Here is a 14,305-nt window from a genome sequence, read left to right on the forward strand (position 1 = left end):
TGCAATCATTCGAATGATAGCATCGCCCTCATTTCGTGCTGGAGGGCGCCGTGGCAAGCCTGACCATCCGTAAGCTCGACGAGGGCGTCAAAACCTATTTGCGGCTGCGCTCGGCCAAGAACCACAGGTCGGTCGAGGAAGAGGTCCGGGTCATCCTGCGGGAGCTGATCGAGGGCCGCGAGGAGCCGCTGACGCCGTTTTCGGCGCCGCCAGCCCCATCCACCGCCCCGACGCCCCAGCGCACCGGCGCCGTTCCCGAGGCCAGCGTCACCCTGATCATCGGCGGCGGCATCGCCGCCTATAAATCGCTCGACCTGATCCGCCGGCTGAAGGAGCGGCGCATCGAGGTCCGCTGCGTGCTGACCAAGGCGGCACAGCAATTCGTCACGCCACTGGCGGTGAGCGCGCTGTCCCATGAGCGCGTCTACACCGATCTGTTCGATCCGCAGAGCGAGTTCGACGCCGGACACATCCGTCTCGCGCGCGACTGCGACCTGATCGTGGTGGCGCCGGCCACCGCCGATCTGATGGCGAAGATGGCCAATGGTCATGCCGACGATCTCGCCAGCGCCATCCTGCTCGCGACCAATCGCAAGGTGCTGCTGGCACCGGCGATGAACCCGCTGATGTGGACCAATGCGGCCACGCGCCGCAATGTCACGCAGCTTCAGCGCGACGGCGTGGTGCTGATCGGGCCCAATTCCGGCGAGATGGCGGAGGCGGGCGAGGCCGGTGTTGGCCGCATGTCGGAGGCGATCGAGATCGCCAGTGCCGCCGAGCGCCTGCTGCGGCCGCCGGTGCCAAAGCCGCTCGCCGGCAAGCGCGTGCTGATCACCGCAGGCCCCACGCACGAGCCGATCGATCCGGTGCGCTACATCGCCAACCGATCCTCGGGCAAGCAGGGTTTTGCGATTGCCGCGGCCGCGCAGGCCGCCGGCGCCGAGGTGATCCTGGTGAGCGGCCCGGTTGATCTCGACGATCCCACCGGCGTTACGGTGAAGCATGTCGAATCGGCCCGGCAGATGCTGGAGCAGGTGCAGGCCGCACTGCCCGCCGACATCGCGATCTTCGCCGCCGCGGTCGCCGATTGGCGCGTTGCCAATGAAGGTGAGCAGAAGCTGAAGAAGACTTCCGCCGGCATGCCGCCGCTGCAGCTGGTCGAGAACCCCGACATTCTCGCGACGATCGCCAAGCTGACCGACAAGCGTCCGCCGCTGGTGATCGGCTTTGCCGCGGAGACCGAGCACCTCATCGACAACGCCAAGTCCAAGCTGGCCCGCAAGGGCTGCGACTGGATCGTCGCCAACGACGTCTCGCCCGCCACCGGCGTGATGGGCGGCGACCGCAACACCGTGCATCTGATAAGCCGCAAGAATGGTGAGAAGGACGGCGAGATTGCAGTTGATTCCTGGCCGGTGATGACCAAGGAACAGGTCGCGATCGAACTGGTCGCGCATGTCGCAAAAAGCGTGAGCGGCAAATCCCTGGAGCCGGCATCTTGAGCACGAAGGTCACCGTCGAACTGCAGCAACTGGCACACGCCGACGGCCTGCCGCTGCCGGCCTATCAGACCACAGAGGCCGCCGGGCTCGATTTGATGGCGGCGGTGCCGGACAGCGCGCCATTGACGCTCGCGCCCGGCCAATATGCGCTGGTGCCGACCGGGCTTGCGATCGCCTTGCCGCCCGGGCACGAGGCGCAGGTACGGCCGCGCTCGGGACTTGCGGCCAAGCACGGCGTCACCGTGCTGAACTCGCCGGGCACGATCGACGCGGATTATCGCGGCGAGATCAAGGTGATCCTGATCAATCACGGCGCGGCACCGTTCGTGATCAAGCGCGGCGAACGCATCGCCCAGATGGTGATCGCGCCCGTGGTGCAGGCCGCGCTGGTTCCCGTCGCCATCTTGTCGGCAACCGATCGCGGCGCCGGCGGCTTCGGCTCGACCGGCCGCTAACACACGGCAATCCCAGCCGAATCATCCGAAGAACTACGTGCGTTGGAACACCCACAGCCTGCATTTTTTTGGAGCCGCCTTTACGTTCACGATCTGGACTCTTACCGGCGGAGTCACGGTGAGGGTATTGTCTTTTGATTCGCGCGCGACGGGGGTCGCCGCGCGTAGATTCGTGCGGTCTTGGGGCAACTATGTCAGGCGTGATCGTGTCGATGCGTCGGACGCTGTTGTCGTGCACATCGCTTGCGCGCAACGGCTTGTTGGGAGGCGCTCTTGCAGCGCTGCTGCCGGCTGCGCCGGCTGAGGCCGCCGATCTCATCGACACCCTCTCCATCATGCTGGATTTCAACCGGCAGGAACTCGCGGTGCTCGCCACCGCGCTGGCCCTGCTCGGCTTCTCGGTGATGGCCGCGATCCTGTTGATGCGCACGCGGGTGCGCACGGCGAAGAACGAGGCGCGGTTGCACGCCCGGATCGGGGAACTGCAGCTGCAGGCCGATCGCTTCGGTGCGCTGCTGTTCGCCGAACCGCAGATTCTGATCTCCTGGCCGGCCGGCGATAATCGCGCCCAGATCTCCGGCGACATCTCCATGGTGCTGCCGCGGGATTCTTCCCCGCAACGCGTGCTCGCATTCGGAACCTGGCTGCCGCCGGAACCCGCGCTGCAGATGGACCACGCGGTCGACGCGCTGCGTGACCGCGGCGACGGATTCCAGCTCACACTGACCACCGCGCATGGCCATACGCTGGAAGCGATCGGCCGCGCCATCGGCGGCCAGGCCATCGTCCGGATTCGCGAGCTCTCGGGGCTGCGGCGCGAGCTCGCCGAGACCAATCTGCGCTACAACGCGCTCTCCGACGAGACCGAGATGCTGCGCGGGTTTGCCGCCACCGCACCCTGGCCGATCTGGGCCAAGGGCGAGAACGGCGCGCTGACCTACGCCAACCCGGCCTATGTCCGTGCGACCGAGGCGAACAGCGTCACCGACGCGCAGGAGCGCAAGCTCGAGCTGCTCGACAGCGCCGACCGCACCGCGATGGAGCGGGGCCTGAAGGACGCGGCCAATTTCAACGCGCGGCTGCCGATCGTGATCGGCGGCGAGCGCCGTATTTACGACGTGCGTGCCGTCAATGTCGGCAGCGGCAGCGTCGGCGTCGCCATCGATGCCAGCGAGGCGGATGGGCTCAGCGCGGCGCTGGTGCGGATGGCGGAGGCGCACCGCCGCACGCTCGACCAGCTTTCCTCCGGCGTTGCCGTGTTCGACGGCCAGCGGCGCCTGGCCTTCTACAACGATTCCTACCGCCGGCTGTGGGACCTCGACCGCAGCTTCCTCGACGCCAACCCCGACGATTCCAGCGTGCTCGACCAGCTCCGCGCCGCGCGCAAGCTGCCGGAGCAGCCGGACTTCCGGGCCTGGAAGGCCAAGCTGCACGAGGCCTATCGCGCGGTCGAGACCGCGAAGGAAACCTGGTATCTGCCCGACGGCCGCGCGCTCTCGGTCGTCACCACCCCGAACCCGGAAGGCGGCGTCACCTATCTGTTCGACGACGTCACCGAGAGCCTCGACCTCGCCCGCCGCTTCGACGGCCTGATCCGCGTCCAGCGCGAGACGCTGGACAGCCTCGCCGAGGGCGTCGCGGTGTTCGGCAGCAACGGCAAGGCGCAGCTGTTCAACCCGGCCTTCGTCCGGATGTGGAAGCTGTCGAGCGATGCCATGCGCGACGAGCCGCACATCCAGACGGTGGAAGGCTGGTGTCATCAGCTGTTCGACGACCCCGCGGTCTGGCGCCAGATTCGCGAGGCCATCACCTCGATCGAAAACCGCGCCGACGTGCCGCTCAAGCTGGAGCGCAAGGACGGCAGCGTGCTCGACGGCATGATCCGCCCGCTGCACGACGGCGCGACCATGCTGACGTTCCAGGACATCACCGACACCGAGAACGTCGAGCGCGCGCTGCGCGAGCGCAACGAGGCGCTGGAGGCCGCCGACCAGATGAAGGTGGATTTCGTCCACCACGTCTCCTACGAGCTGCGCTCGCCGCTCACCACCATCATCGGCTTCGCGCATTTCCTCAGCGATCCCTCGACCGGGCCGCTGACGCCGAAACAGGCCGAATATCTCGACTACGTCACCAAATCGACCAACGCGCTCTTGGCGCTCACCAATAACATCCTCGATCTCGCCACCATCGACGCCGGCGCGATGAAGCTGGAACTCGGGCCGGTCGACGTCAGCAAGACCATCGAGCTCGCCGCCGAGGGCATCCAGGACCGGCTCGCCACCGACCGCATCCGCCTCAAGGTCGAGATCGCGCCCGATGTCGGCAGCTTCGTCGGCGACGAGAAGCGCGTGGTGCAGGTGCTCTATAACCTCCTCGCCAACGCCGTCGGGTTTTCTCCACAGGATTCCACCGTCGGCATTAGCGCGCGGCGCACCGAACGCAGCGTGGTCTTCACCGTGACAGATTCCGGGCCTGGAATACCTGCCGACATGAAGGACAAGGTGTTCAACTGGTTCGAAAGCCGCTCGCAGGGCTCGCGTCACCGCGGCGCCGGGCTCGGCCTGTCGCTGGTGCGCTCCTTCGTCGAGCTGCATGGCGGCAAGGTGCGGGTGGATTCGATCGTCGGCCGGGGCACGGTCGTGATCTGCGATTTCCCGACCGACCAGGCGGCGCATCGCGACGCCGCCGAATGACAGAACCCACCAAACTCTCCGTCGCGCTTCACAACGAGACGGCCACCGCACAATTGATGGCCGATCTCGCGCTGCTGGTCGGCCCCGGCGACGTCATCACACTCACCGGCGATCTCGGCGCCGGCAAGACCGCCGCCGCCCGCGCGCTGATCCGCTACCTCGCCGGCGACGAGGAGCTGGAAGTGCCGAGTCCGACCTTCACACTGGTGCAGGGCTACGAGCTGCCGCCCTTCCCGGTGCTGCATGCCGATCTCTACCGGGTCGAGGACGAGAGCGAGCTCGAGGAGATCGGGCTGTCGCCGCTGCCCGATGCCACGCTGGTCCTGATCGAATGGCCGGAGCGCGCACCATCGGCGATGCCGCAAGACCGCATCGACATCGCGCTGACGCACCGGCCGGCGCTGGGCTCGAACGCACGCGCCGCCGACATCACCGGTTACGGCAAGGGTGCCGCGCAAGTCGCGCGGCTGAAGGCGCTGCGCGAGTTCCTCGCCGCATCCGGCTATATCGACGCGACGCGTCGGCGCATGGCCGGCGATGCCTCGACCCGCTCCTATGCGCGGCTGTTGCGCAACGACGAGATCGTCATCCTCATGAACTTTCCGCAACGCCCAGATGGCGCTGCTCTCTACAACGGAAAATCCTACAGCGCCGCGGTGCACCTCGCCGAGAACGTCAGGCCCTTCGTCGCCATCGACGAAGGCCTGCGTGCGCAGGGGATCTCGGCGCCCGCGATCCACCATTTCGACCTCGAACATGGCTTTCTGATCTCTGAAGATTTCGGCAGCGAAGGCGTGATCGAAGGCGATCCGCCACGCCCGATCGCCGAGCGCTATGAGGCCGCAACCGAATTGCTGGCGGCGCTGCACGGCAAGACGCTGCCGGAGACGCTGCCGCTAGACGGGCAGACCTACGCCATTCCCGTCTTCGACATCGAAGCGATGCTGATCGAGATCGGGTTGATGCCGGAATGGTATCTGCCCGACCGCAACGCACCGTTGGCCGACGAGAAGCGCGCGGAATTTTTTGCGATGTGGCGCGAGCTCTTGAAGAAGCCGCTCGCCGCGCCGAGGACGTGGATCATCCGCGACTATCACTCGCCCAATTTGATCTGGCTCGGCAATCGCACCGGCATCGAGCGCGTCGGCGTCATTGATTTCCAGGACGCCGTGCTCGGTCCGCAATCCTACGACGTGGTGTCGCTGCTCCAGGACGCCCGCATCGACGTGCCCGAAAGTCTCGAGCTGACGCTGCTGTCGCGTTACATCAAGGCGCGGCGCGCGGGCGATGCCGGCTTCGATCCGGCCGGCTTCGCCGAGCTCTACGCGATCATGTCGGCACAGCGGAACACGCGCCTGCTCGGCACCTTCGCCCGGCTCAACCGCCGCGACGGCAAGCCGCATTATCTGCGGCACCAGCCCCGGATCTGGACCTATCTCCAGCGCTCGCTGGCCCATCCCGCGCTGGGCTCCTTGCGTGACTGGTATCTCGCCAACGTCCCACCCCCTCAAGGCTGATTTACCGGCCGTTAGCCAAGATGTCGCTATTCTGGCGGCGAGGCAGCCGGATCATTTACGGGGCTGGAGCAAGGCAGATGGCGGCGAAAACGGATCAGCGCGGAAATAGCAGGGTTATTTTCGAGCGCGGGATTCCGGCCCAGATGATGGGAATCGACGGGACCTGGCGGCGCGAATGCACCATGGAGGACGTCTCCGATAGCGGCGCCAAGCTGACCATCGACGGCTCGGTCGAAGGCCTCCACCTGAAAGAGTTCTTTCTGCTGCTGTCGTCCACCGGACTGGCCTACCGGCGCTGCGAGCTTGCCTGGGTCAATGGCGACCAGATCGGTGTCAATTTCCTGAAAGTGCGTGACAAGAAGAAAAAGGTCCGTTCCACAGCCGTCGGGGCATGACTGCAACACCCGTCGTACAACCGTCACGGCGGGTGGCTAAGGCGGTTGAGATGCGATGCGGTTGATCGAACCTCGTGTTAGGATTGCTGCGAACGCGAAAGGTCTGAGAAAGCGAAGGATGTCCGTCAAACCGACCAAAGCCATGGTGCTCGCCGCGGGGTTCGGCCTGCGCATGCGTCCGCTGACGGACAAGATGCCGAAGCCGATGGTGCCGGTGGCCGGCCAGCCGCTGCTCGACCACGTGCTCGACAAGCTCGGCCTGGCCGGCGTGAGCGAGGCCGTGGTCAACGTGCATTACCTGCCGGATCAGATCATCGACCACGTCGCATCGCGCCAGCATCCGCGCGTGACCATCTCGGACGAGCGCGACCAGGTGCTGGGCACCGGCGGTGGCGTGGTCAAGGCGCTGCCACTGCTCGGCGACGCGCCGTTCTTCCACGTCAATTCCGACACGCTCTGGATCGACGGCGTGCGTTCGAACCTGATGCGGCTCGCTGAAAACTTCGATCCCGCGCGCATGGACATCCTGCTGCTGATGGCGCCGACCGCGACCAGCATCGGCTATAGCGGCCGCGGCGATTACGGCATGCTGCCCGACGGCGCCTTACGCAAGCGCAAGGAAAAAGAGGTCGTTCCGTTCGTCTATGCGGGCGCTGCGATCCTGTCGCCGTCGATCTTCGAAGGCGCGCCGGCGGGCGAATTTTCGTTGACCAAGATGTTCGACCGCGCCAACGAGCAGGAGCGGCTGTTCGGCCTCCGCCTTGACGGCGTCTGGATGCATGTCGGCACGCCCGACGCCGTGCACGCCGCGGAAGAGGCGTTTCTGGAGAGCGTGGCATAAGGACTACTCTCGTGTCCCGGACGCGGTGCGGCGCGAAGTGCCGCTCCGCAGAGCCGGGACCCAGAAAGCTACACGGCAAGCGCGGCGAGTGGACCCCCGCTCTGCAGCGCACCGCTGAAGGAGCGCTGCGCTGCGTCCGGGGCACGAGAGTTGAGGTCCGCGAACAGCGGGGACTACTCGCGCGCACCCATGACCATTTGCCCCCGCCTCCCTATATTGCCTGATCCTTCGAATCAGGCAGCCCATGCGCGTTTTCAGCGTTCCCATCTCGGTTCCGTTCCTGCGCACGGTCGTCACAGCGCTGCTCGACGGCCGCCTGGTCGAGGGATTCGAGGCGCGCAAGGAACCGGCGCGGCTGGCCGATGCCACGCTGTATTTGCCGACCCGGCGCGCCATGCGCGTCGTGCGCGAGATCTTCCTCGACGAGATGAAGGCGGACGCCGTGGTGCTGCCGCGCATCGTCGCGCTCGGCGACATCGACGAGGACGAGCTGGCTTTCGCCGGTGAAGGCGAGCAGTTCTCCGGCGCGATGCCGCTCGACATTCCGCCGCGGCTCGGCGAGCTCGAACGGCGGCTGACGCTGGCACAACTGGTCGCTGCCTGGGCCAAGGGCCCGGTGCTGGCGCCGCTGGTGGTCGGCGGGCCCGCCTCGACGCTGGCGCTCGCCGGCGACCTCACGCGCCTGATCGACGACATGGTCACGCGCGGCGTCGACTGGAACGCGCTCGACGGCCTCGTGCCTGATAACCTCGATCGCTACTGGCAGCACTCGCTCGAATTCTTGCGCATCGCGCGCATCGCTTGGCCCCAACATCTCGCCGAGATCAACCGGATCGAGCCTGCGGCGCGGCGCGATCTCCTGATCGCGGCGGAAGCCAAACGGCTGACAGCGCACCCGAACGGGCCGGTGATCGCGGCGGGATCGACCGGCTCGATGCCGGCCACCGCGAAGTTCCTGCACGCAGTCGCGTCGCTGCCGGATGGCGCCGTGGTGCTGCCGGGCCTCGATACCGATCTCGACGAGGACGCCTGGCGGACCATCGGCGGCGTGCGCGATGCGCTCGGCAAATTCGTGGAGCATCCGGTCTCGAACCATCCGCAATATGCCATGCACGCACTGTTGCAGCGCTTCGGCATCAAGCGCAGCGACGTCGAGATCCTTCAGCTGCCGGCGGAAGGCGGCCGCGACCTGCTCGCCTCGGAATCGATGCGGCCGTCGGCCAAGACGGAAATCTGGCACGACCGGCTGAAGCAGCCGGATGTCGCCAAGAAGATCTCCGGCGCCATGAAAAACCTCGCGGTCGTCGAAGCCCCTAATCCTGAAATGGAAGCCCTCGCCATCGCAATTGCGATGCGCGAAGCACGGCATATCGACAAAACGGCGGCGCTGGTGACGCCCGACCGCGCGCTGGCGCGACGGGTGATGGCTGCGCTGACCCGGTGGGGCCTCAATTTCGATGATTCCGGCGGCGACGTCTTGATGGAAACCTCGGCCGGAATCTTCGCACGCCTTGCGGCAGAGGCGGCGACGAAGGGATTGGAGCCACCAACGCTGCTGGCGCTGCTGAAGCATCCGTTGTGCCGGCTCGGCCGCGCGCCCGGCGCGTGGAAGGCGGCGGTCGAAGGCCTCGAGCTCGCGGTCTTGCGCGGCACGCGTCCGCCTGCCGGCACGGCCGGCCTCCTGCGCGAATTCAACCGCTTTCGCGAGGAGCTTGCAAAATTGTGGCGCAGCGAGGTCTCCGCGCTGCACCGCGCCGAGCCGCGCGCACGCCTCAAGGCCGAGGATCTCGATCGGATCCAGGGCCTGATCGATGCCTTGCAAAAAGCGCTGGCGCCGATCGAGAGCCTGGCATCATCGAAGCCATATGACTTCGCCGAGCTGGCGCACCGGCATCGCGAGATCATGATCGAGCTGTCGCGCCACGAGCAGGGCATTCCGCTCGCGTTCGAGGAGCGCGAGGGTCTCGCACTCGCCGCCGCCTTCGACGATCTCCTGCGCGGCGGCACGACCAGCGGATTGATGGTGCCGCTGCCCGATTATCCCGATGTCTTCCAGACCGCATTCAGCGATCGTGCGGTGCGGCGGCCAGACAGACCGGGCGCGCGCTTGCAGATCTACGGCCCGCTGGAATCGCGCCTGATGCAGGCCGACCGCATCATCGTCGGCGGCCTGATCGAAGGCGTCTGGCCGCCGGCGCCGCGTATCGATCCCTGGCTGAGCCGGCCGATGCGGCACGAGCTTGGTCTCGATCTGCCGGAACGCCGTATCGGCCTGTCCGCGCACGACTTCGCGCAGCTGCTCGGCGGCGATGAGGTCATTCTCACCCATTCCGCCAAGTCAGGCGGCGCACCGGCCGTGGCTTCGCGCTTCCTGCACCGGCTGGAGGCGGTTGCGGGAGATGATTTCTGGAAGGCGGCGACTCGCACCGGTGCGAGATACGTGCAGTTCGCGAGCGCGCTGGACCAGCCCGTCGAGGTCAAGCCGATCAAGCAGCCCGAGCCACGGCCGCCGCGCGCAACGCGCCCGCTGAAGATGTCGGTCACCGCGATCGAAGACTGGCTACGCGATCCCTACACGATCTACGCAAAACACATTTTGCGGCTGGATGCCCTCGACCCCGTCGACATGCCGCTGTCGGCCGCCGATCGCGGCTCGGCGATCCACGAGGCGATCGGCGAATTCACGGAGCGCTATGCGACCCGTTTGCCCGACGATCCCGCGCGCGTGCTGCGCGCGATCGGCGAGAAGCACTTCTTGCCGCTGATGGAACGTCCCGAGGCGCGAGCCCTGTGGTGGCCGCGCTTCCAGCGTATCGCACGCTGGTTCGGCGAATGGGAGACCGCGCGCCGCGAAGCGATCGAGGCGATCACCGCGGAGACCCGCGGCGAGATCTCGATCCGGCTCGACAATGCGCGCACGTTCTACCTCTCCGCGCGCGCCGACCGCATCGAGCGCCGCCAGGGCGGCAGCTACTCCATCCTCGACTATAAGACCGGGCAGCCGCCGAGCGATAAACAGGTGCGCATTGGCCTGTCGCCGCAACTAACGCTGGAAGCGGCAATCCTGCGCGAGGGCGGCTTCCCTGATATCGACGCTGGATCGTCTGTGAGCCAGCTCATCTATGTCCGCCTAAGTGGTAACAATCCGGCGGGTGAGGAGCGCATCGTCCAGCTCAAGGTCAATAAAGGTGACGAACCCATTCCGCCCGACACCGCGGCAGCCGAAGCACGGGCCAAGCTGGAGACGCTGATCCGTGCCTTCGAGGACGAGAACCAGCCCTACACGTCGCTGAACCTGCCGATGTGGACCAACCGCTACGGCACCTATGACGATCTCGCCCGGATCAAGGAATGGTCCGCGGCCGGCGGATTGGGGATCGAGGAATGGTGAAGGCACCGCGCCCCATTCCCGACGAGGTGCGCGCAAGGCAGGCGCGCGCGTCCGATCCGATTGCCTCCGCTTTCGTGTCGGCCAATGCCGGTTCGGGCAAGACCCATGTGCTGGTGCAGCGCGTGATTCGTCTCTTGCTCTCCGGCGTGCCCCCGGAAAAAATCCTCTGCATCACCTTCACCAAGGCCGCCGCGGCCAACATGGCCGAACGCGTCTTCACCACGCTCGGTCATTGGGTGACGCTGGACGACACCGCGCTCGATGCGGCGATCCGCGCGGTCGGCATCCCGCATCCGAGCGCAAGGCTGCGCCGTGACGCGCGAAAACTGTTCGCCTGCGCGCTGGAGACGCCGGGCGGATTGAAGGTGCAGACCATCCACGCGCTGTGCACGCGCCTGCTCCAGCAATTTCCGTTCGAGGCTAACGTTCCCGCGCGCTTCGCCGTCATCGACGAGCGCGACCAAAATGACATGATGGAGCGCGCCAATCTGAAGGTGTTGCTGGAAGCCGCGCGGGCGCCTGACAGCGTCACCGGCCGCGCGCTGATGACCGCGATGGAGAGCGCCGCCGACGTCACCTTCAAGGATGTCGTGCGCGAGGCGTGCCTCAGCCGCGATCATTTCATGGCCTGGACCGATGAAGCCGGCAACGCCGAAGCGGCCGCCGCGCAGATGGCGGCGGCGCTGGGCGTCGATGCCAGCGACCGCATCGAGGACGTCGAGACCGAGATTCTCGACGGCCCCTTCCTGCCGCGATCGCGATGGGACGAGATAGCCCTCGTACTTGACAATGGGAACAAGACCGAAAAAGGCCATGCTGATTGCTTGCGGACTGCGAAGCCTTCCTCGGGCGGTGCGCAAGTTGATGCTTATCTTGGCGTATTCCTTACCGATGATAAGAAGCAACCGCGTAAGGCGCTGCTGACGAAGCAGTTTTGCAAGGACCATCCGTTCGTTGCGGATCTTTTAGAGAAAGAGGCGCAGCGTCTCGGCGCTCTGATAGAGAAGCGCCGCGCCGTGACCATGCGCGACCGCACCGCGGCACTCCTGCATATCGCGACCGCGGCCGCCGCGAACTACCGCCGCGAGAAGCAGGAGCGCGGCCTGCTCGACTACGACGATCTCATCGATAAGACGCTGGCGATGCTCGACCGCGTCTCCTCGGGCTGGGTGCATTACAAGCTCGACCGCGGCGTTGATCACGTCCTAATCGACGAGGCCCAGGATACGAGCCCGCGGCAATGGGATATCGTCGCGCACATCATCTCGGAATTCACGGCCGGCCAAGGCGCGCGCGAGGGGCTGAACCGCACTATCTTCGCGGTCGGCGACGAGAAGCAGTCGATCTTCTCGTTCCAGGGCGCAGCGCCGCACGAATTCGACGCGCGCCGGCGCGAGCTGCACCGCAAGTTCACCGCCGCCGGACTGAAATTCGATCCCGTCGCCTTCACCTATTCGTTCCGCTCGGGCGCCACGATCCTGCACTCGGTCGACCACGTCTTCCGCGATCCCGCGATCTACAAGAGCATTCATGCGGTCGAGATCGGCCATCCCCTGCACAATGCGCTCGCTGACGCCGGTCCCAGCGTGATCGAGCTGTGGGATCTTGCCGAGCCCGACGATCGGCAGGACATCGAGGGCTGGCGCGCGCCGTTCGACGGCGTCGCCGTCACCAGCCCCGAGGTCAAGCTCGCGCGCCGCATCCAGGCCGAGATCAAGCGGCTGGTCGAAAGCGGCACGCTGACGGGACACGAAGGCGAGCGCCGGCCACTGCGTTACGGCGACATGCTGATCCTGGTGCGCCGGCGCGGCAACGCGTTCGATGCCGTGATCCAGGCGCTGAAACACGCTGGCGTACCCGTCGCCGGCGCCGACCGGCTCAAGCTCACCGAGCACATCGGCATTATCGATTTGATGAACCTCGCCGACGCGCTGCTGCTGCCGCAGGACGATCTCGCGCTCGCGGTGGCGCTGAAGAGCCCGCTGTTCGGGCTCGACGACGACGACCTGTTTCAGTTGGCCCATGACCGCAAGGGGTCGCTGCGCCGCGCGCTCGGCGAGCACGCGGCCGCAGGCGACAAGTTCGCGACTGCGCTGCGCCGCCTGGAAGCCTGCGAGATGCGTGCGCGCGAGGAGACGCCGTTTGCCTTCTACGCCTGGCTGCTCGGCGGCGACGGTGGCCGCGCACGCATCCTGCGCCGGCTCGGCCATGAGGCCAATGACGCCCTCGACGAGTTCCTGGAGCTGGCGCTGAACTACGAGCGCAAGGCGCCGGCCTCGCTGCAGGGCTTGATGGCCTGGCTGCGCTCCGCCGACACCGAGGTGAAGCGCGACATGGAGATCTCGCGCGACGAGGTCCGGGTGATGACAGTTCACGGCGCCAAGGGCCTCGAGGCCTCGGTCGTGTTCATGGTGGACACCACATCGTCGCCCGCGGACTCCCAGCGTCTGCGGCTGATCCACGTGCCGCGCGGCAATGGCGGCGAGGTCGTGGTCTGGGCCGGCCGCAAGGCGGACGATCCCAAGCCGGTCGCCGGAGCACGCGATGCGATGCTGGAGGAGACTGAGGACGAATATCGCCGTTTGCTCTATGTCGCGATGACGCGGGCGGCTGACCGGCTGATTGTCGGCGGCTGCCTACCGGGCAACAGGAAGGACGTCCGCAAGCTCAGCTGGTATGACTTGGTCGACACTGGGCTCGCCGGCTCGGGTCTGGACAAGCAGGTCATCGAGACGCCCCTCGGCAAGGTGACTCAATTCGCCCGACCGGAAGATGTGGCGGCGCTGGGTACGCCGGCGGCGTCCATGGATCAGACCGTCGCCCTCCCCGATTGGCTGCGGGAGGCGGCGCCACGCGAGACCACCGACGATGATCTGGTGCGCCCGTCCGGTCAGCCGGCCGAGGAGGGGCGTGCCGTGCGATCCGGCGAATCGGTCCAGTCCCGCGCTCTCGCATTGCAACGCGGCACGCTGGTGCATCGGCTGCTGCAATCCCTTCCCGACATCGCCGTTGAGCGGCGGCGCGAGGCGGCGCTCGGCTTCATGGCGCGCAATGCCTCGGACTGGACCGAGGCCGACCGCACCGCGCTGGCCGACAAGGTGCTCGCCTTGATCACCGAACCGCGCTTTGCGCCGGTCTTTGCCGCCGGCAGCCGGGCGGAAGTCGCCATCGTCGGCCGGCTGGAGCGGCCCGGTCGCCCCCCGGCATTGGTGTCGGGGCAGATCGACCGGCTGATCGTTCGATCGGATGAGGTTTTGATCGTCGATTTCAAGACCAACCAGGCCATGCCGAAGAGCGCCACTGATGCGCCCGCCGCCTATGTCCGGCAGCTGGCGCTGTACCGAGCCGTGCTGGCGCGGCTTTATCCCCAAAAGCCCATCCGCGCGGTCCTGCTCTGGACCGAGGCCCTTGAATATATGGAGATTTCAGCCCCCGCGCTGGACGCGGCGCTGGCATCTCTTCATCTCGGTGTGAGCGTCCTTGACCCGGCAAGGGGCCGTTCATAGGT

The 14,305-nt window shown here is 66.6% G+C and carries 8 protein-coding genes; all 8 read left to right on the top strand.

The genetic code is table 11. The features are described 5' to 3' along the window. Window positions 1–50: 50 nt before the first annotated feature. The 8 genes from coaBC to addA all read left to right on the top strand — a co-directional run bounded on the left by coaBC (window position 51) and on the right by addA (window position 14,303). Window positions 51–1,502 (top strand): bifunctional phosphopantothenoylcysteine decarboxylase/phosphopantothenate--cysteine ligase CoaBC, encoded by a 1,452-nt coding sequence (gene coaBC, locus UNPA324_RS20595; RefSeq protein ID WP_141935686.1) that lies wholly within the window; start codon window positions 51–53, stop codon window positions 1,500–1,502. Continuing rightward, window positions 1,499–1,957, top strand: coding sequence for a dUTP diphosphatase (gene dut, locus UNPA324_RS20600; RefSeq protein WP_141935688.1), 459 nt, complete (start codon window positions 1,499–1,501; stop codon window positions 1,955–1,957). The genes coaBC and dut overlap by 4 nt, the downstream gene beginning before the upstream one ends. A gap of 191 nt (window positions 1,958–2,148) precedes the next feature. Beyond that, window positions 2,149–4,653 carry a PAS domain-containing sensor histidine kinase gene (locus tag UNPA324_RS20605; protein WP_141935690.1) on the top strand — a complete coding sequence of 835 codons (2,505 nt, stop codon included), beginning with the start codon at window positions 2,149–2,151 and terminating at the stop codon, window positions 4,651–4,653. Then, the gene (gene tsaE, locus UNPA324_RS20610) at window positions 4,650–6,170 is read left to right on the top strand and encodes a tRNA (adenosine(37)-N6)-threonylcarbamoyltransferase complex ATPase subunit type 1 TsaE (protein WP_141935693.1); all 1,521 of its coding nucleotides are present in this window, start codon (window positions 4,650–4,652) and stop codon (window positions 6,168–6,170) included. The genes UNPA324_RS20605 and tsaE overlap by 4 nt, the downstream gene beginning before the upstream one ends. A 77-nt stretch (window positions 6,171–6,247) precedes the next feature. Continuing rightward, entirely contained in the window at window positions 6,248–6,565 is a 318-nt protein-coding gene (locus tag UNPA324_RS20615; protein ID WP_141935695.1) for a PilZ domain-containing protein, read from the top strand. Window positions 6,566–6,683: 118 nt separating this feature from the next. Continuing rightward, entirely contained in the window at window positions 6,684–7,406 is a 723-nt protein-coding gene (locus tag UNPA324_RS20620) for a nucleotidyltransferase family protein (protein ID WP_128921196.1), read from the top strand. Window positions 7,407–7,650: 244 nt separating this feature from the next. Next, on the top strand, window positions 7,651–10,797 hold the full coding sequence (gene addB, locus UNPA324_RS20625) for a double-strand break repair protein AddB (RefSeq protein ID WP_141935697.1): 3,147 nt from the start codon (window positions 7,651–7,653) through the stop codon (window positions 10,795–10,797). After that, window positions 10,791–14,303: a double-strand break repair helicase AddA gene (addA, locus tag UNPA324_RS20630; RefSeq protein WP_181769458.1), complete on the top strand. Its 3,513-nt coding sequence runs from the start codon at window positions 10,791–10,793 to the stop codon at window positions 14,301–14,303. Before addB ends, addA begins: the two co-directional genes overlap by 7 nt. Window positions 14,304–14,305: the final 2 nt, after the last annotated feature.

Source organism: Bradyrhizobium sp. UNPA324, from assembly GCF_006658635.1.
Lineage (GTDB): Bacteria > Pseudomonadota > Alphaproteobacteria > Rhizobiales > Xanthobacteraceae > Bradyrhizobium > Bradyrhizobium nanningense.